The 18,837-nt window shown below is 35.5% G+C and carries 17 protein-coding genes; 15 read left to right on the forward strand and 2 right to left on the reverse strand.

All coding sequences use genetic code 11. The annotated features are described in order from the left end of the window. Nucleotides 1–34 precede the first annotated feature (34 nt). A complete protein-coding gene (gene holA / locus EJN90_RS11310; protein ID WP_126111308.1) occupies nucleotides 35–1,057 on the forward strand; it encodes a DNA polymerase III subunit delta in 1,023 nt (340 codons plus the stop codon). Between the two features lie 60 nt (nucleotides 1,058–1,117). On the opposite strand, the gene rpsT is transcribed toward holA, so the two are convergent. Further along, nucleotides 1,118–1,372 carry a 30S ribosomal protein S20 gene (gene rpsT / locus EJN90_RS11315; RefSeq protein ID WP_126111310.1) on the reverse strand — a complete coding sequence of 85 codons (255 nt, stop codon included), beginning with the start codon at nucleotides 1,370–1,372 and terminating at the stop codon, nucleotides 1,118–1,120. A gap of 233 nt (nucleotides 1,373–1,605) precedes the next feature. On the opposite strand from rpsT, the gene uvrB reads away from it, so the two are divergent. From uvrB to cls, 8 genes are all read left to right on the forward strand, one after another. Further along, entirely contained in the window at nucleotides 1,606–3,594 is a 1,989-nt protein-coding gene (gene uvrB, locus EJN90_RS11320; RefSeq protein ID WP_126111312.1) for an excinuclease ABC subunit UvrB, read from the forward strand. 131 nt (nucleotides 3,595–3,725) lie between these two features. Beyond that, nucleotides 3,726–3,995, forward strand: a complete 270-nt coding sequence (gene rpsO, locus EJN90_RS11325) for a 30S ribosomal protein S15 (RefSeq protein ID WP_126111314.1) — start codon at nucleotides 3,726–3,728, stop codon at nucleotides 3,993–3,995. A gap of 237 nt (nucleotides 3,996–4,232) precedes the next feature. Continuing rightward, nucleotides 4,233–6,341: a polyribonucleotide nucleotidyltransferase gene (gene pnp, locus EJN90_RS11330; RefSeq protein ID WP_126111316.1), complete on the forward strand. Its 2,109-nt coding sequence runs from the start codon at nucleotides 4,233–4,235 to the stop codon at nucleotides 6,339–6,341. A gap of 558 nt (nucleotides 6,342–6,899) precedes the next feature. Further along, on the forward strand, nucleotides 6,900–7,568 hold the full coding sequence (locus EJN90_RS11335; protein WP_126111318.1) for an MmcQ/YjbR family DNA-binding protein: 669 nt from the start codon (nucleotides 6,900–6,902) through the stop codon (nucleotides 7,566–7,568). A 273-nt stretch (nucleotides 7,569–7,841) separates the two neighbouring features. Continuing rightward, on the forward strand, nucleotides 7,842–8,879 hold the full coding sequence (locus EJN90_RS11340; protein WP_407657540.1) for an aspartate-semialdehyde dehydrogenase: 1,038 nt from the start codon (nucleotides 7,842–7,844) through the stop codon (nucleotides 8,877–8,879). 678 nt (nucleotides 8,880–9,557) lie between these two features. Beyond that, nucleotides 9,558–11,234, forward strand: coding sequence for a ribonuclease J (locus EJN90_RS11345; RefSeq protein WP_126111323.1), 1,677 nt, complete (start codon nucleotides 9,558–9,560; stop codon nucleotides 11,232–11,234). Between the two features lie 47 nt (nucleotides 11,235–11,281). After that, nucleotides 11,282–11,884, forward strand: a complete 603-nt coding sequence (locus EJN90_RS11350; protein ID WP_164544076.1) for an energy-coupled thiamine transporter ThiT — start codon at nucleotides 11,282–11,284, stop codon at nucleotides 11,882–11,884. 93 nt (nucleotides 11,885–11,977) lie between these two features. Continuing rightward, nucleotides 11,978–13,426 carry a cardiolipin synthase gene (gene cls / locus EJN90_RS11355; RefSeq protein ID WP_126111327.1) on the forward strand — a complete coding sequence of 483 codons (1,449 nt, stop codon included), beginning with the start codon at nucleotides 11,978–11,980 and terminating at the stop codon, nucleotides 13,424–13,426. A 158-nt stretch (nucleotides 13,427–13,584) separates the two neighbouring features. On the opposite strand, the gene EJN90_RS11360 is transcribed toward cls, so the two are convergent. Then, complete coding sequence (locus EJN90_RS11360) at nucleotides 13,585–13,920, reverse strand: hypothetical protein (protein WP_126111329.1); 336 nt, start codon at nucleotides 13,918–13,920, stop codon at nucleotides 13,585–13,587. A 202-nt stretch (nucleotides 13,921–14,122) separates the two neighbouring features. Between EJN90_RS11360 and EJN90_RS11365 the strand changes: the two genes are divergently transcribed. The 6 genes from EJN90_RS11365 to EJN90_RS11390 are packed head-to-tail and all read left to right on the forward strand — an operon-like array spanning nucleotide 14,123 to nucleotide 18,825. Next, entirely contained in the window at nucleotides 14,123–14,443 is a 321-nt protein-coding gene (locus EJN90_RS11365) for a hypothetical protein (protein ID WP_126111331.1), read from the forward strand. Beyond that, nucleotides 14,430–16,406, forward strand: coding sequence for a V-type ATP synthase subunit I (locus EJN90_RS11370; protein WP_126111333.1), 1,977 nt, complete (start codon nucleotides 14,430–14,432; stop codon nucleotides 16,404–16,406). The genes EJN90_RS11365 and EJN90_RS11370 overlap by 14 nt, the downstream gene beginning before the upstream one ends. A gap of 4 nt (nucleotides 16,407–16,410) precedes the next feature. Next, entirely contained in the window at nucleotides 16,411–16,896 is a 486-nt protein-coding gene (locus EJN90_RS11375) for a V-type ATP synthase subunit K (RefSeq protein ID WP_126111335.1), read from the forward strand. Nucleotides 16,897–16,919: 23 nt separating this feature from the next. Continuing rightward, entirely contained in the window at nucleotides 16,920–17,507 is a 588-nt protein-coding gene (locus EJN90_RS11380) for a V-type ATP synthase subunit E (protein WP_126111337.1), read from the forward strand. A 12-nt stretch (nucleotides 17,508–17,519) separates the two neighbouring features. Further along, nucleotides 17,520–18,524: a V-type ATPase subunit gene (locus tag EJN90_RS11385; RefSeq protein WP_126111339.1), complete on the forward strand. Its 1,005-nt coding sequence runs from the start codon at nucleotides 17,520–17,522 to the stop codon at nucleotides 18,522–18,524. Then, the gene (locus EJN90_RS11390) at nucleotides 18,514–18,825 is read left to right on the forward strand and encodes a V-type ATP synthase subunit F (RefSeq protein WP_126111341.1); all 312 of its coding nucleotides are present in this window, start codon (nucleotides 18,514–18,516) and stop codon (nucleotides 18,823–18,825) included. The genes EJN90_RS11385 and EJN90_RS11390 overlap by 11 nt, the downstream gene beginning before the upstream one ends. The last annotated feature ends 12 nt before the right edge of the window (nucleotides 18,826–18,837 follow it).

Below are 18,837 nucleotides of genomic sequence, written 5' to 3' on the forward strand. Positions count from 1 at the left end.
TGGAAGATAATTTTGTGGAATGTGATGTGAGAAAATGAGTTATGCAACTGAAATAGCAAAAATTAAAAAAGGTGTTTTTAGTCCTGTTTATCTTTTTTTGGGAACAGAAATGTATTTTATTCAAGAGGCAAGAAAAACTCTATTAGAGTATTCAATGCCGGCAGAAGATCAAGATTTAAATGTCGGTATGTATAATATGGATGAAGCACCATTAGGCAATGCTTTGGAAGATGCAGAATCCATACCTTTTTTTGGAGACCGAAGGGTGATAATAGTTGATAATCCTATTTTTCTAACGGGAGAAAAACCAAAAGGGAGTGTGGAACATGATATCGAATGGCTAGAGCGCTATTTGAATCATCCATCCGATACAACGATTTTGGTCTTTTTTGCGCCTTACGAGAAGTTGGATAACCGGAAAAAAATCAGCAAACTCATACAAAAAAAGGCGAATGTTGTCAATGTATCTCCCTTAAAAGACACAGAAACGCGTCAATATTTAAGCAAGGTTATTCAAAATGAAGGGTATCAGATGGATCGCCAGACTGTGCAATTCTTTTTTGAACGAATAGAAGATAACCTATCAAAAGGAATGGATGAATTACAAAAATTATTTTTAGCCGCTATGGACGATAAAAAGATTACCAAACGTATGGTAGAAGATTTGGTTCCACGGAATTTGGAACAAAATATTTTTGATATTGTAACTTATGTGTTAAAAAAGGATGTCGAAAAAGCAATTCAGACTTATCGTGATTTACTTCTTCAAAAGGAAGAGCCCATTAAAATAAATGCGATCTTGTTAGGGCAATTTCGTTTGCTCATACAAGTAAAATTACTAGCAAAAAAAGGCTACCAACAACCGGATATGACAAAAGTTTTAAAAATTCATCCTTATCGAATCAAGCTGGCAAATCAACAAATCCGTAATTTAAACGAAAAAAAATTAACGGATGCCTATTTAGGACTAGTAGAAGCAGAAACGAAGATGAAGACAGGGGATGGACTCAAAGAAGTTCAGTTTGAATTGTTCATGTTGAAATATGCTAGTGCTTAAGGGATTTTTAAAATTATAAAGATAAAAAAACAGGCCGTTTAGGTCTGTTTTTTTTGTGCATTATTTGTTCAATTTTTTAGCAAGACGTGATTTATCACGAGATGCTTTATTATTGTGGATTAATCCTTTAGATGCTGCTGAGTCAATAGCTTTGAAAGCATCTTGCAATAAAGCTTCAGTGTTATCTGCACCTGCAGCTACTGCTTCTTCAAATTTTTTGATTGTAGTACGCATAGCACTTTTCTTAGCGTTATTCAATTCGTTCGCTTTTTCGCTTGTACGAACACGTTTGATTGCTGAATCGATATTTGGCAATGGGTTCACCCCTCTTTCAGTATTTCTGTTAAACGTCAGACGTTTGTTACCAACACGAAATATTATACCTAAATTTCATTCCGATTGCAATAAAAATTGGAATTGCCTCTGTTAATTTTCATAAGTTCCCATTGGAATCCTGTTGTTTGGCGAAAAATCATTATGGTGGTAAACTAGTAGAGGACTAAATGTAATGAGAACTTAGATGCTATTTTTATGTAAGGAGCACAGAAATGAAAGATCAATTTAAACTACAATCAAATTATCAACCAAGTGGTGACCAACCTGAAGCAATTCGCGAATTGATAAAAGGATTAAAAGAAAATCGAAAAGCCCAAACTTTATTAGGTGCAACAGGAACTGGAAAAACCTTTACTGTTGCCAATGTTATTCAAGAAGTAAATAAACCGACATTGGTTTTAGCACACAACAAAACACTCGCAGGTCAATTGTATGGAGAACTAAAAGAATTTTTCCCCAATAATGCGGTGGAGTATTTTGTCAGTTACTATGATTATTATCAACCAGAAGCTTATGTACCTTCTAGTGATTCCTATATAGAAAAGGAAGCAAGTGTGAATGACGAGATTGACAAACTGCGGCATTCTGCAACGAGTTCTTTGCTAGAGCGAAGGGATGTCATTGTAGTAGCTTCTGTATCTTGCATTTATGGTCTTGTAGATCCCCGGAACTACAAGGAACATGTTGTTTCTATTCGAAAGGGAATGGAGATTTCTCGAAATGAATTATTGCAACGGTTAGTTGATATGCAATTCGAACGAAATGACATTGATTTTCAACGGGGAAGATTTCGTGTTCGCGGAGATGTTGTCGAAATATTTCTAGCGTCTCGCGATAGCGAAGCAATTCGAGTAGAGTTTTTTGGAGATGAAATTGATCGTATCCGAGAAGTAGATGTTCTGACAGGGGAAATAAAAAATGATGTGGATCATTTTCCTATTTTTCCAGCAACACATTTCGTTGCGAATGAAGAACAAACACTACACGCTATTGATACCATACGCGCAGAATTAAAAGAACAATTAGCGGTTTTACGAGCAGACAATAAACTACTTGAAGCACAACGATTAGAACAGCGTACCAATTATGATCTTGAAATGCTTTTAGAAATGGGCTACTGTAACGGAATCGAAAATTATTCTCGTCACATGGATGGACGAAAGCCCGGTCAAGCTCCCTATACGCTATTAGACTTCTTTCCTGATGATTATTTAATTGTTGTGGATGAGTCACATATGACAATGCCGCAAATACGTGGAATGTATAATGGGGACCGCGCTCGTAAACAGCAACTAATTGATTATGGGTTCCGTTTGCCGTCAGCGCTAGATAATCGTCCGTTGCGTTTAGAAGAATTTGAAGACCATGTAAACCAAATTATCTATATATCGGCAACGCCTGGACCATATGAGTATGAACAGAGTCCTTATATTGCTCAGCAAATTATCCGTCCAACCGGATTGTTAGATCCAGTTATTGAAGTTCGTCCAATCAAAGATCAAATTGATGATTTGATTAGTGAAATAAACATTCGGAGTGAGAAGAACGAAAGAGTGTTTATTACAACTTTAACGAAGAAGATGTCAGAAGATTTATCTGATTATCTAAAAGAAGTCGGGATAAAAGTAAAATACCTGCATAGTGATATCAAGACGTTAGAAAGAACGGAAATTATCCGTGATCTTCGTCTGGGAGAATTTGATGTGTTGATCGGAATTAACTTACTGCGTGAAGGCTTAGATGTTCCAGAAGTTTCCTTGGTTGCAATTTTGGATGCAGATAAAGAAGGGTTTTTACGTAGCGAACGAGCGTTGATTCAAACTATTGGCCGTTCAGCGAGGAATGAGAATGGGAAAGTGATTATGTACGCAGATCGTATCACTGATTCCATGCAAAAAGCAATTGATGAAACACAGAGAAGACGCAGGATTCAAGAGGAATATAATGAAAAACATGGAATCGTACCGAAAACAATTATAAAAGAAGTGCGTGATCTCATTCGGATTACACACATTCCAGAAGATATTCCGGCAGAATCTAATACAATGGAAATTTATAAACAAATGAATCGGGAACAACGTGCGGTTTTAATTGACGAGTTAGAGCTAGAAATGCGTCAAGCGGCGAAAGAACTTAATTTCGAAAAAGCAGCAGAACTTCGAGATGTTGTATTGGAGTTACAAACTACTTATAAAAAGTAATTTTTACTTGCAATCCAACAAAAAATAAGGTAATCTTATTTTTGTGTTCTACACAATACCTTATTCTTGGTTTCGCGAGTCACCAACGTGTTACTCAGAATGAGGAATAAGAAAAAGAAGAGGTGAAAAGAATGGCAATTTCAAAAGAAAAGAAAAATGAAATTATTTCAGAGTACGCTGTTCACGAAGGAGATACTGGTTCTCCAGAAGTGCAAATTGCTGTACTAACATATGAAATCAATCTACTTAATGAGCATGCACGTGTTCATAAAAAAGACCACCACTCATACCGTGGCTTAATGAAAAAAGTAGGTCATCGTCGTAATTTATTAGCATATTTGCGTAAAAAAGACGTTGCACGTTACCGTGATCTTATTCAAAGATTAGGTCTACGTCGTTAATCTATCTAAATAATAGATCATTGAACGGATTCTTCTCGGAGAATCCGTTTTATTTTTAGAAGTTTTTTACTAATTATGTGCAAAAGACGAGATGTTTCGTTTATAATGATAGATAGCTCCCTGAGCATGGCACTACTATACAAATGTGAGCTTTTTTAGAAATAAAGGTATTATAAAAAATCTGACCTTTGTTTAGTAGTCAGCAAAAGGGAAGTAAGTTAAAAGGAGAATGAAGGAATGACAGAAAAGAAAGTTTTCCAAATGGAATGGGCAGGGCGTCTTCTGCAAGTTGAAATTGGACAAGTTGCCAAACAAGCAAATGGTGCAGTTTTAATAAGATACGGCGATACAGTTGTACTAACTGCAGCAGTAGGAAGTAAGGAAGCAAAAGATACAAACTTCTTTCCACTTACTGTGAATTATGAAGAAAAAATGTATGCAGTAGGGAAAATCCCAGGTGGGTTTATTAAACGTGAAGGTAGACCAAGCGAACATGCGACATTGACAGCACGTCTAATCGATCGTCCTATTCGTCCTATGTTCCCGGAAGGTTTCAGAAATGAAGTCCAAGTAACAAACGTTGTGATGTCTGTGGATCAAGAGTGTACACCGGAAATGGCTGCAATGCTTGGTTCTTCATTATCGTTAGGAATTTCAGATATTCCATTTTCAGGACCAATTGCGGGAGTGAACGTAGGTCGTGTGAACGGTGAATTAATTCTTAATCCGACTCCAGAACAAACGGAAGAGTCTGATATCGAATTAACCGTTGCAGGTACGAAAGAGGCCATTAACATGGTTGAAAGTAGTGCGAAAGTAGTATCAGAAGCAGATATGTTGGAAGCATTATTATTTGGACATGATGCAGTGAAACAAATGTGCGAATTCCAAGAAAAAATCATTGCTGAAATTGGCAAAGAAAAAATGGATGTTACTTTATTAGCAACGGATGCAGATTTGCATGCTGAAGCAAAAGAAAACTTTAGTGAAAAAATGAAAGATGCAATTCTAACAAAAGATAAGCAAGAACGTAATGATAAGATTGAAGCTGTGAAAGAAGAAATCATGGATTATTTCACAGAACAATATATGGAATCTGAAAACTTTGTATCGATTATTAAAGATGTACAACAAATTATTGAAGATATTGAAAAAGAAGAAGTTCGACGTTTAATTACAGTTGATAAAATCCGTCCTGATTTCCGTAAGTTAGACGAAATTCGTTCCCTCGATTCTGAAGTAGGCTTATTGCCGCGTGTTCATGGATCGGGTATGTTTACTAGAGGACAAACACAAGCTGCTACAGCTTGTACCTTAGCTCCCCTTGGCGAGCATCAAATATTGGACGGTTTAGGTGTTGAAGAGAGCAAACGATTTATTCACCACTATAACTTCCCACAATTTTCAGTAGGTAGCACAGGTCGTGCCGGATCTCCAGGACGCCGTGAAATCGGACATGGGGCTCTTGGCGAACGTGCATTAAAACAAATCATTCCTGATGTAGATGCTTTCCCATATACAATCCGTTTAGTATCTGAAGTTTTAGAATCAAATGGTTCTTCTTCACAAGCAAGTATTTGTGCTGGAACGCTGGCATTAATGGATGCTGGTGTGCCGATTAAAGCTCCAGTTGCAGGAATCGCAATGGGACTTGTGAAGGACGGCGAAGATTACACAATCTTGACGGATATTCAAGGAATGGAAGACCACTTAGGTGATATGGACTTTAAAGTTGCTGGTACGAGAGATGGTCTTACAGCTTTACAAATGGACATTAAAATTCAAGGGATTACTAAAGAGATTTTAGAAGAAGCACTTGTGCAAGCTCAAAAAGCACGCGTAGAAATACTAAACCATTTAGAGTCTGTTTTGCCAGAACCACGCGCAGAACTTTCTCAATATGCGCCTAAGATTGAAATGATGCAAATTAATCCAGATAAGATCAAAGTGGTTATCGGTAAAGGCGGCGACACAATCAATGGAATTATTGATGAAACCGGCGTTAAGATTGATATCGATCAAGATGGAAATGTGAGCATTGCTTCTGCAGATGCTGCAATGATTCAACGTGCAAAAGATATTATTAAAGAATTAACACACGAAGTTAAAGCAGGAGAAATTTATGAAGGTACGGTGAAACGTATTGAAAAATTCGGTGCTTTCGTTGAAATCACTAAAGGAAAAGATGGTTTAGTCCATATTTCTGAACTGGCAAATGAACGAGTTCGTGCTGTTGAAGATGTAGTTTCTATCGGAGATAAAATTGAAGTAAAAGTTCTTGAAATTGATAGACAAGGTAGAATCAACTTATCTCGTAAAGCATTGCTAAAGAAAGATAGCGAATAAAATAAGGATTTATGGCTGGAAATCTTACTGATTTCCAGTTTTTTGTAGACTAGGGGATTATAAGTTCAGCCATCAATGTCTAGCTCCCAAGTCCTGACCTAGTGAAAAAAAGATAAATTTGCCCCATTGCGCGCTTCGCTGCTCATTCAGGGTCAAATTTCCTATTTTTTCATAGGTCAAGGCGGACTTGTCCGCTTTTCTTATGTCGAGCTAGCAAGTTCTCACCCAATGATAAAGAACAAGTTGCTGTTTATTATCTACGTATTTTTCAAGTTAGGGAGGACGATGGAATAAAAAAAAAGAATATTCTTGGCTTTGTTTTTAAAAGTGCAAGCTTGGACCAGTAAAAAAGCCTTGAACCTCCCAGATTTATTATAAGTTCTGCCATCTATGTCCAGAACTCAAATCTTGGTCTAGCGGAGTTGCTTTGGGCATCCTGTGTTTTATTAGAAATAGGGATCAACGTACTTGGAAGTATGATGAAGACTAAGAGAGAATCAGGAGTTCCAATTTTAAATAGAAAGAAAGTAATATAATTAACATTTGTGAGGTGTCATTATGATTGATGTAAAGAGTATTTTCGATTTTAAGAAAATGAATGTTGAGAAATTGAAGTCATTTGGTTTTGTAGACTGTGTCAAATATTATGAGATCAAAAAAACAATTTTGGATAATCAGTTCTACATATCTTTAAAGGTCACCAAAACGGATCAAGTAGATTATTCTGTTATAGATTCCTCTATAAATGAAGAATATGCATTAGTAAAAACTGCAAACGCTCAAGGTTCATTCGTCGGAGAAATCCAGACAAAGTGTGAAGACTTTTTACGAGAGGTTTCTGATAAATGTTTTGATTACGATGTTTTCCAATCAGAACAAACAAAACGAGTTGTTCAATTTATCAAAAACAAGTATAACGTTGACGAGGAATATCTATGGGAAAAATACCCGAATTATGCAGTGTTTAGAAATCACGACAATAGCAAGTGGTTTGCAATCATCATGACTATAGATGGAAAAAAACTGAAATCATCTCTTGATAAAGAAGTTGAAATCATTGACTTGAAAGGAACTGCTGAAAATGTTGCGTCATTGGTTGATGACTGTAACTACTATGGAGGTTATCATATGAACAAGAAATATTGGTACACCACAGTATTAGATGATTCAATCTGTGATAGTGAGCTGTTTGATAGAATTGTGGATAGCTTTCATTTGATCCAATAATTAAATTTAACTAGCTAAAAATTACGTACAAGGATTCTTTTCGAAACTCTTGACCTGTAGATACTTCAAAAGTGAGGTGTCTTTTTTTGGTGTGCAGCTGAAGTAAAGACGAATAAACAATCACTAATTATGAAAAAAACAGGGCTTTTGCATGGAAATGATAAAAAAATAGAAAATAGATTAAAAAAAACTCATTTATATGCTAAAATGGTAAAAACCTCTTTAAGGTACTAAATAACTTTAAAGTATAAGAAGATGGAGTGAATGGGAAATATGAAAGAATATACAATTGCAGTTGTTGGAGCCACAGGAGCTGTAGGTCAAAAAATGATTCAATTATTAGAAAAATCAGAAATACCATTGAAAGAATTAAAGCTATTGGCTTCAGCGCGTTCTGCTGGAAAGACAGCTACTTTTAAAGGGAAAGAATATAAAATTGAAGAAACAACAAATGAATCTTTTAAAAATGTTGATATTGCTTTGTTTAGCGCAGGCGGATCGATTACGAAAGCATTTGAAAAAGCTGCTCGCGAAAGCGGAGCTGTCGTAATTGATAATACAAGTGCATTCCGTATGGATGAAAACACACCATTAGTAGTGCCGGAAGTAAATGCAGAAGCCTTGCATAACCATAATCAACTAATCGCAAATCCAAACTGTTCCACTACACAAATGGTAGTGGCATTAAAACCAATCAAAGAAGCATTCGGACTAAGCCGGGTAATTGTATCTACTTATCAAGCTGTAAGCGGCGCAGGAGTAGAAGCCCTTGAAGAATTAGATACACAAACAGCAAGCGTGTTAAAAGGCGAAGAAGTAGAAGCTAGTATTTTACCTTCTGCAGGTGACAAGAAACATTATCAAATGGCCTTTAACGTTATTCCTCAAATTGACTTGTTTTCTGACGAAGGCTACACTTTTGAAGAATGGAAAATGATTAATGAAACGAAAAAAATAATGGGTATGCCTAATTTGAAAGTTTCTGCTACCTGCGTTCGGGTACCAGTAAAGTATGGACATTCTGAATCTGTTTATATTGAAATCGATAAAGATGACGTATCAGTAGCTGATCTTCGCGCGGTGTTGGCTGACGCTCCTGGGATTATTGTACAAGATGATCCTTCAACGCAGCTCTATCCATTAGCGACAGAATCAGAAGATAAAAAAGATACGTTTGTGGGACGCATTCGTAAAGACCCGGATGATAAAAAAGGCTTCCACTTATGGATTGTTTCCGATAATTTAATTAAAGGAGCAGCTTGGAATTCAATTCAAATTGCGGAAACAATGATCGATATGAATTTGATTTAACACTGACAAGAAGAAGGTGCTCTCCACTCAATGAATGGATTTGTAAAATCTATTGATTGAAGGAGAGCTTTTTTTATAGACTAGGGGATTATAAGTTCAGCCATCAATGTCTAGCTCCCAAGTCCTGACCTAGTGAAAAAAAGATAAATTTGCCCCATTGCGCGCTTCGCTGCTCGCTAACGCATATCATTCGACTAACCCGCTGAAACGTGAAGTCTCCTGACAATTCAGGGTCAAATTTCCTATTTTTTCATAGGCCAAGGCGGACTTGTCCGCTTTTCTTATAAAAAAATCCCTATAAATCTCTTGAAACCGCGTGGCTTGTCCTGCTTTTTTGTAATAAATAATTGCTAATGATTACAAAACCAGCCTAGATAAGGTATAATATTTTTAGGAGAACTTCGGTTACGTGTATCGTTTTTGATATACAAAGAATAAAAAAGTTTTTATCATCTTTTATAATGCAGAAAAAATAAAAAGAAATAGCTGCCTTTTGAATGCTAATGCAAGCTGAAGTTATTCTTTTGATTCTTAAAAGAATTTTTTCGGATCGCAATTGGTTATTTTTTAGGTCTTTCTGAAAAAGAGAGGGATAGTGGTTTTTTAAAGGAGCAATAGCTCAATTTTCCTTAACTCCTAACAAAATATGTAGAATGATTAATTAGAAGAGGTGTAATAATGAGTGAAATAAAAATCATTCCTTTAGGTGGAGTGCGAGAAAACGGGAAAAATATGTACGTCGTAGAAGTAGACGAACTTATTTTTGTGTTGGATTGTGGATTAATATATCCGGATAACGAACTTCTTGGTATAGATATCGTTATACCAGACTTTACCTATTTGGAACAAAATAAAAATAGAATCGCCGGCATTTTCTTGTCACATGGTCATGAAGATGCAGTAGGGGCATTGCCATATTTTCTTGAAAATATCGATGCACCTGTTTTTGGGACTGAATTAACAATTGAACTGGCTAAAATATCAGTGAAAAGCACTGGTTTAAATCCAAAATTCGATAATTATCATGTCATTAATGAAAAAACAGAAATTGAATTTGACAATGTTACTGTAAAATTCTTCCGAACAACCCATTCAATTCCTGACTCAGTTGCTATTTGTCTGGATACAACCGATGGAACCATCGTCTATACGGGTGATTTTAAATTTGATCAAAGCGCATCAGAAATGTATAAAACTGATTTCGCTGCCATTTCTCAAATCGGTCAAAAAAATGTTTTAGCATTGTTAAGTGATTCTAGCGATGCTGAATCATACGTTGAAAATGTGAGCGACATGAAAGTTACGGAAGAAATTATCGATACGTTTAACAATGCGGAGGGACGAGTAATTGTATCTTGCGTGGCAAGTAATGTTATGCGAATCCAGCAAGTATTTGATGCAGCTTATCAGACAAAACGAAAAATATTTATGACCGGAACGAAATTAGTTCAAGTAGTAGATACCGCCATTAATTTAGGTAAGCTTATATTGCCATCTAAAAATGTGATTGTTACGCAAAAGAGTTTAGATCAATATCAGGATGATGAACTGGTAATATTGGAGACCGGACAAAGTGGCGAGCCATTCGAAGCACTTCAACGGATGTCTAAAAATAAACATAAACAAGTGAACATTCAAGATGGAGACTTAGTTTATATTACAACTACTCCTTCTACCGCAATGGAGAAAGTCGTTGCGCGCACCAAAAACATGATTTATAGTGCTGGTGGAAGTGTGAAAGAAATTTCGGATACATTTAAAGTATCAGGACATGCAACGCCCAATGATTTAAAATTGTTAATGAATTTATTAAATCCAACATTCTTTATCCCTGTACAAGGAGATTATCGCTTGCAAGCTGCGCATGCTGAATTGGCTCATGAAGTTGGAATACCATTCAAAAATATTTTTATTCCTGGAAAAGGGGATGTAATTGAATACAAAGATGGGCGCATGAGAATGTCGGGTCAAGTTCCTGCTGGGAATGTTTTAATTGATGGAATTGGCGTTGGAGATATTGGTAATATTGTTCTGCGTGATAGAAAGTTATTGGCAGATGATGGAGTGTTTATCGTAGTTGTTACTATTTCGCGTCGTCAAGGAAGAATTGTCTCGGGTCCAGAAATTATTTCTCGTGGGTTCGTTTATATGAAAGCCAGTGAGGATCTTATCAAAGAGAGTACAGAAATAACGAAAAAAGTGGTAGAAGATAACCTTGAGAATAAGGATTTTGAATGGTCGACATTAAAACAAGAGATAAGAGATTCATTAAGCAGGTATCTTTTTGATCAGACGAAACGTCGTCCGGTTATTTTACCAATCATCATGGAAGCATCTAGTTACTTGAAAAAATAGTAAGGTTTTTCGCCAAATTTTTAATGATTAAAGGAGCGGTTTTTTATATGGGTTCAAATAGTTTGAGGGGTTGGATAGAAGCAATCCTCATTGGGGTAGTTTCATACTTACTCTTGTATGTACCAATTGCGGTTGGGGATAGTTTCCTCACTTTTTCAGTTTTACCGATACTGTTTATCGGTCTCCGCAGAGGATTATTGCAAGGATTCTTTGCTGGAATTGTTGCAGGTATTCTCGCATTATTGTTAATGAGTAATAGCAATGATTTATTGGTAAACATCGTTTCTCAATTTGGACCACTTGCTTTTATTGGAATAGTTGGTTTTTTTGCGAAATTTACACAGCGAACATTAAACAACAAACGCTATCCGAATGCAGCAGTGAACATTATTACAGCATCAATTTTAGGAACTTTGGTTTTCTATCTATGGAAATTTGTTGCTTCTCTATCATTTAACGCGGAGCAAGTAGCGGAGGGAAGCAGCGCTATCTCTCACTATCTGAAGATTGATGGACTGTCTTTTGCTGTTACCTTGGCGGCTAATGCAATTGTATTACTACTTTTAGCAAAGTTTTTACCAAAGTTTTTTATTCCAAAAGATACGCCATTTTTAAGTAGAAAAGAAAAATCAAAATTATTAAACGATTAATAATTATTCTAAATGACCGATATAGGAGAGGTGGAAAAATGTTTTCACCTCTTTTCTGTACTTTTTTATAAAATGACTTAGGGAGTATGTGAGATGAGTATTTGGCAAGGAATTATTACGGCAATTTTTATTATCAACCTAGTCGGTGCGATTTATACTGTTTTTCATGAGAAACGAGACGTACCTACTACTTGGGCATGGCTTCTGACTTTAGCTTTAGTACCGGTTTTCGGATTTATACTCTATGTATTTGTCGGCAAAAAAATACCAGCTGGACGGATTTATGATATGAAGTCGCAAAAGAGTCTTGGAATGTCCGAACTTGCTGATTATCAAAAGGAAATGCTGGAGGAAAATGAACAAATTGCTTCCGAGGAAGACAATGATGTGCAGGTTCACACGGCTATTCTTTTTCTTGAAAGTAATGAGTCTATTTTAACAAGAGGGAACGACGTCGAAGTCATTATTGATGGTAAAGAAAAATTTGATCAGATGATTAAAGATATCATGGAAGCAAAACATCATGTGCACCTTCTTTATTATACTTTTCGTTCAGATGAATTAGGAAAGCGTGTGTTAGCTGCTTTGGAAAATCGTGCTGCTGCAGGTGTCGAGGTGTTGGTTGTTTTTGATGCCTTAGGATGTAGAGGGAATAATCCTAAATTTTTTAAACGATTAGAGGAGCTCGGTGGAAAGACGCTTGTATTCTTTGGTTCTCGTATCCCTTTCGTTAATTTACGTATGAATTATCGAAATCACCGTAAAATTATTGTTGTTGATAGTAAGATTGCTTATATGGGTGGATTTAATATAGGGAAGGAATATATTGGAAAAGGACCTTTAGGAAATTGGCGTGATACCCATATTCGAATTCAAGGAAATGCTGTGTTGACCTTGCAAAGTCGCTTTTTTATGGATTGGAATGCGGTTGCACCGAAAGAAGAAAAAAGAGGATATGAGGAATATTATTTCCCAATTTCACCTAAAATGGGTAACACTGCTATGCAGATTGTATCGAGCGGTCCGGAAGATGATATTCAAGCAATAAAAATGGGATTTATTAAGATGATCAGCCAAGCAAAACATTCTATTTATATACAAACACCTTATTTTATTCCTGATAACAGTGTTCATGAAGTGCTGAAGATTGCTGCTTTATCGGGTATTGAAGTTCATATTATGATTCCTTGCAAGCCCGATCATCCATTCGTTTACCGTGCTACTGAATATTTTGCGAAAGATATTATTGAGTACGGTGCCCATGTCTATATTTATGAGGACGGATTTTTTCACTCAAAAGTTCTGATTGTGGATAATGAAGTTGCATCAATCGGATCAGCAAACATGGATGTGCGCAGTTTTAAATTAAATTTTGAGATTAATGCATTTATTTATGATTCCACCATTGCAGAGGAGTTATTAGCGAATTTCAATCAAGATTTAAGTAAAAGTCTGCAGGTTGACGCTGAGTATTTTCAAAATCAATCTCGTTGGCGAAAATTCAAACAATATTTTTCTCGTTTGCTTTCTCCTATTTTATAAAGAATTTATTCCGCAATTCCCATAAGATTTCTATCAAAAAAGATGTTCTGATTCTTTGCGATTCAGTTGACATCTATAGATCTTTATGTAGAAAATGAAACACAATATCTTACAGATAAATTTAAAAACCACTCCTTTTTTAGGAGTGGTTTAAAAAGTTATATTTGTTGAATGGCTAGAATTTGGTCGATTTTCAATAGATGAACCATGTCATTTTCAGCAGTTTTAAAAGCAATTTGTTTGTTTTTATTGAGTTTTGAGTGGAATGTGCCAGTTAATAATTGACGAGTGTACTGGTTATGGCCAAGTTTTTTTTCAATTGTAATCGAAACTTTCTTTTTATTAATAGCCGCTTGATTAGCGAAGCGAATAATTTGGTATAATGGCATAACAGAGTTTGTGAGTTCAGAATGAATTGAGACAGGTAAGGCTGATTGAAGAGTAGAGCGCGAACCTTCTGCAGACAAGAAGTGATTATCATAATAATTTTCCATTTCAGGGCCTCCGAACGTTTGTTTGTATATTCTTATTATAGAACGTTTGTTCTAAAAAGCAAGTGTTTTTTTGTTTTTAAATTTCTGAAGAGTTAAATCTCTTTAAATATTACGAAAAAGATTTGAAGTCATCAGTAAATGACGTTATAATTGTACTGTTGGGAAATTTTAGACAATTTTTTTAGAGTTGGGGGTGGTATACTTGAATACGATTGATGAAGTAAAAAGGATTGAACAAGCTGCAAAAGAATTAGAAGCTTCCTTTGATGATAAGATGAAAGAAATGGTTGATCAAACGGAACAAAAAATTTCGGAAATGAAAGAAACAATCGAATCGGATCTACAAGAATATCAAAACGAGCAAAATCTTGCGACAGAAAAAAAGCTCGATCAATTGAAGCAGCAACTACAGAAAGAAACTTCTGAAGAGATGGATGCTCTTAAGAGCAATTATCATACTAAAAAAGATCAGCTTGTTGATATTGTTATTGAAGAGGTGATGAAACAATATGGCAATAGCTAAAATGAATAAAATAAAAATCATTTCGTTACAAGAACAAAAAGAAATGATTTTACAAACGATTCAAGGCATGGAAAGCATTGAATTAATTGACATGTCTGCTGAATACAAACGATTGAGTGCAATGAGCCCACGCAAAAGAGATAAAATTGATGAATCAATTAAATTATTGGAAAATAGATATGAAGAATATAGAAATTATATGAATTTTATGCAAGACTATTTTCCGAAACAATCACTTTTAGGGAAAATGCGTGAAAAAAGACAAGGCCTTACTATTCAAGAGTTAGAACGTGAAACGAAAGATATTGATCAACATGAAGTAATCCATACGATTCAAAGCTCCATGGATACTTTAAAAGAAATAAAAGAATCTTTAGAGCAAATGAAAGAATCAGAGGAGTTCTTGTTGAAATGGAAGAACATGAGCTACGTTCCACATCAAATGGAGAATAACAAATTCATCCGAGTTCTAGCAGGAACCATTCCGCAGACAGTTTCGGATGAATTTATGCGGTCTATTCGCGAATCTGACTTACTTCATGTGGAAGAAATTTACCAGACGAGGGATGAGTACGGTGTTACAGTAGTCTTTGACTATAAGGATAAAGAAGCTGTCCTTTCATTATTAGAAACGAATCATTTCTTTAAACTTAACTATCTATATCAAGATACTCCAACAGAAGAATTAAAGAAAATCGAGAACGAGATGAAAACTCTTATCCAACAAAGACAAGACCTACAAAAGACACTTACTGATCGAAAAGACATTGAGTGGAAATTAAAATTAATGATTGAAACGGTTTATGCTCATCTTCAAAGAGTTCGGGGAGAATTGCTTCTGGTTGACGAACCTAACCTATTTATTTTAGAAGGATGGATGGAAAAGAAGAAAGTCCATGAGGTCCAACAAACTATGCAAGAAACGCTTTCCATTGATGATTATGCTTTTCTTGTAGAAGAGGTCAAGGAAGAAGAAATTGATAAAGTTCCAATTGTATTGGAAAATAATAAATACATAGCACCTTTTGAAACTATTACTGAGATGTATAGTTTACCGAAGTATAATGAGATTGATCCAACGCCGTTTCTTATGCCATTTTATCTAGTCTTTTTTGGAATGATGATGGCAGATGCTGGATATGGGTTAATGATGTTCCTTGCAACGACTCTAGCATTGAAATTTTTCACACTTACTAAAAGCATGCAAAAAAACATGCGCTTTTTCCAAATGTTAGGCTGTGCAACAATCGTATGGGGGATCATTTATGGTTCATTCTTTGGATTGGAACTACCAATCGTTCCACTTTCGATCATGGATGATGTTAATACGATTTTAGTGATATCAGTAGTTTTTGGTGTAATCCAAATTTTATTAGGATTAGGAATAAAAACTTATTTACTGTTAAAAGAAGATGACAAATATGGTGCACTTTCCGATGGAATCGGTTGGCTGACAATTTTTGCAGGGATTATTCTGTTAGTTTTAGCAAATCTAGTTTTCCCAAATGCAACTTTATCAACAATCGGAACAATTATTGCCCTAGCAGGAGTAGTGATCGTGATTGTTGCCTCAGCTTTAGCTTCGGCGAACAAAGCGTTGGGAGTGGGTATTGGGCTTTATAATTTATACGGTATTACCGGATATGTCGGAGATATCGTTAGTTACACACGATTAATGGCTCTGGGAGTATCAGGAGGAAGTATTGGTTTAGCCTTTAATATGATTATTGACTTCTTGCCAACAGGCGCGAAGTTCACAGTCGGAATCCTTCTTTTTATTGTTTTACATTTAGTGAATATTGGGCTTTCTGCTTTAAGTGCCTATGTTCATGGGGCAAGACTAATTTTTGTGGAGTTTTTCGGTAAATTCTACGAAGGTGGCGGAAAAGCGCTAAAACCGCTAAAAACGTCAGAAGAATACATTGATTTAAAAAATACACTTACTTACAAAATGGAGGAATAGAAATATGGAAAACCAAACATGGCTACAATTTTTTATTGAAAATAACGGAGGAATCATCTTTGCTGCTTTAGGGGTGGCAATCGCGGTAATCTTCTCAGGTATGGGATCTTCGCGTGGAGTTGGGATGACAGGTGAAGCTGCTTCTGCATTGATTAAGGAACAACCGGATAAATTTGGTAAATCTTTGATCCTACAATTGCTGCCTGGTACACAAGGTTTATACGGATTCGTTATTGGTTTCTTGATCTACTTAAATATGTCTTCTGACATGGCTTTCCAAGATGGAATTTACATGTTGATGGCTGCTTTGCCTATTGCTTTCACTGGATTGACTTCAGGAATCGCTCAAGGACGTGTAGCAACTGCAGCAATCCAAATCCTGGCTAAAAGAGAAGAGCATAATACTAAAGGGATTATTTATTCAGCAATGGTTGAAACTTATGCTATTTTAGGATTTGTTATTTCCTTCCTACTAGTTCTAAATAACTAATACTGAACGAAGGGATGATAGACATGAAAGAATTGAATGTACTTTCGGAACAAATATTAAAACGTACAAAAGAAGCTGGTCAGAAAAAATTAGCAAATAAAGAACAAGAATTAGCTCAAAAAATTGAAGAAAACCGCGTGCGCTTTGTAGAACAACAAAAAGCGCGCAAAGCAACAATTAAAACAAAAAGCGAAAACGATTATGAGCGTCAAGTTCAATCGTTGGCTAATGAAAGAAGAAATCGAATTTTAGTTGAAAAACAAACCATTATGAATGAAGTTTTTCAAAATTCAATTGCAAAAATGACTGCTTGGGATTCAGTAACATTTCAATCTTTTGTTGAAAAAGTTTTGAACCAATTCAATACTAATTCGCTACATTTAATAATAGGAGAGAAATCTGCTTCCTATTTTACAGATTCTTTTAAAGAGACTTTAAAGAAAAAATACCCTCATTTAATAATCGAAAATAGAACAGCAAGCAACAAAGCTGGCTTTATTGTCGAGCAGGGTGGCATTGATTATAACTTTTTCTTTGATCAAATCGTAGCCGAAATAAAAAAAGACTTTTCACCAAAATTGGCTTCCCTTGCATTTGAGAAAAATGAATAGGGGGAAGAGCTAATGAGAGATACTGATTATAAAGGTATCAATACGTTAATTCGTACTTATGAACTTCGGTTATTAAAAACAGAAGATTTTGAACGAATGATTAAAGCAGATGATTTAGCTTCTGCTTTAGACGTACTAAAAGGAACAGATTATGAATTTGATCAAGCGGAAGTGCTTCGAACAAAGGACTTCAATCAATTTGCCATGAATCATTTAGCAAATGTCTACCGTGAATTATATGAGTTAGCTCCTACACCTGAACTGATCGACTTGTTTACCCTAAGGTATACCTATCACAATTTAAAAGTATTGCTAAAACAATATATTTTAAAGGAAAATTATGAATCTTTATTGATTCCAATTGGACATTTGTCGATTGACTCCCTGAAGAATCTTGTTGAAACAGGAGAAAGCGATGTTGCTCATCCTATTATGGTAGAAGCTGTTCAATCAGCGAAAAGTGATTATGAGGAACGAGGCTTAATTGAAGCTGTGACTGTCTATATGGATACGTATTATTTCCGTCATTTACGAGCAATAACCAATGAAATTGACTATTCTCCGATTACAAATATTACGGATACATTGATTGATTTGTATAATTTAACTTCTGTAGTAAGAAGTTTGAATCAAGGAAAGCCACGTAGCCATTTATATGCATTATTGTCTTCTTCAGGTTCAATTTCGAAGCAAGATATCATTGACGAGTCAATGAATGGAGCAGTTAGTGTGCTAAGAAAGTTATACTCTGGTATGTCTTATGGCTCACAATTGGAAACCGTCATCGAGGATAATAATCGAATTGATACGTTGAAGCTAGACAAGCTGATGGATGATTTAATTCATCAAATCGTTTCTGAGGGAATTTATCAAGCATTTGGACCGTTGCCTTTGCTTGGATATATTTACGCAAAAGAAACAGAAGTTACCAATCTTCGTTTGATTTTAGTTGGTAAGGATAATGAAATTGAAGAAGAAAAATTAAGAGAGAGGGTGCGAAAAGTTTATGGCTCATAATATAGGTGTTGTAGGCGATAAAGATTCCATCCTCCCATTTAAAATTATTGGTTTCTCTGTCTTTGCTTGCAGTACAGCAAATGAGGCAAGAGAAACCATTGACCGCCTAGCAGAGGAGAACTATGGAATCATTTATTTAACGGAAGCTCTAGCAGAACAAATTCCAGAAACAATAAAAAGATATGATGCCAAGTTAACTCCTGCGATTATTTTAATTCCAAACCACAGTGGTTCTTTAGGAATTGGAAAACAAAGAATTCAAGATAACGTAGAAAAAGCAGTTGGACAAAATATTTTATAATTAGGAGGGAAC

It is taken from the genome of Jeotgalibaca ciconiae (genome assembly GCF_003955755.1).
Lineage (GTDB): Bacteria > Bacillota > Bacilli > Lactobacillales > Aerococcaceae > Jeotgalibaca > Jeotgalibaca ciconiae.

Bases quoted from the DNA above. Each gene is read 5' to 3' on its own strand.
- holA (WP_126111308.1), top strand. From the start codon at position 35: ATGAGTTATGCAACTGAAATAGCAAAAATTAAAAAAGGTGTTTTTAGT.
- uvrB (WP_126111312.1), top strand. From the start codon at position 1,606: ATGAAAGATCAATTTAAACTACAATCAAATTATCAACCAAGTGGTGAC.
- rpsO (WP_126111314.1), top strand. From the start codon at position 3,726: ATGGCAATTTCAAAAGAAAAGAAAAATGAAATTATTTCAGAGTACGCT.
- pnp (WP_126111316.1), top strand. From the start codon at position 4,233: ATGACAGAAAAGAAAGTTTTCCAAATGGAATGGGCAGGGCGTCTTCTG.
- EJN90_RS11335 (WP_126111318.1), top strand. From the start codon at position 6,900: ATGATTGATGTAAAGAGTATTTTCGATTTTAAGAAAATGAATGTTGAG.
- EJN90_RS11340 (WP_407657540.1), top strand. From the start codon at position 7,842: ATGAAAGAATATACAATTGCAGTTGTTGGAGCCACAGGAGCTGTAGGT.
- EJN90_RS11345 (WP_126111323.1), top strand. From the start codon at position 9,558: ATGAGTGAAATAAAAATCATTCCTTTAGGTGGAGTGCGAGAAAACGGG.
- EJN90_RS11350 (WP_164544076.1), top strand. From the start codon at position 11,282: ATGGGTTCAAATAGTTTGAGGGGTTGGATAGAAGCAATCCTCATTGGG.
- cls (WP_126111327.1), top strand. From the start codon at position 11,978: ATGAGTATTTGGCAAGGAATTATTACGGCAATTTTTATTATCAACCTA.
- EJN90_RS11360 (WP_126111329.1), bottom strand. From the start codon at position 13,920: ATGGAAAATTATTATGATAATCACTTCTTGTCTGCAGAAGGTTCGCGC.
- EJN90_RS11370 (WP_126111333.1), top strand. From the start codon at position 14,430: ATGGCAATAGCTAAAATGAATAAAATAAAAATCATTTCGTTACAAGAA.
- EJN90_RS11375 (WP_126111335.1), top strand. From the start codon at position 16,411: ATGGAAAACCAAACATGGCTACAATTTTTTATTGAAAATAACGGAGGA.
- EJN90_RS11380 (WP_126111337.1), top strand. From the start codon at position 16,920: ATGAAAGAATTGAATGTACTTTCGGAACAAATATTAAAACGTACAAAA.
- EJN90_RS11385 (WP_126111339.1), top strand. From the start codon at position 17,520: ATGAGAGATACTGATTATAAAGGTATCAATACGTTAATTCGTACTTAT.
- EJN90_RS11390 (WP_126111341.1), top strand. From the start codon at position 18,514: ATGGCTCATAATATAGGTGTTGTAGGCGATAAAGATTCCATCCTCCCA.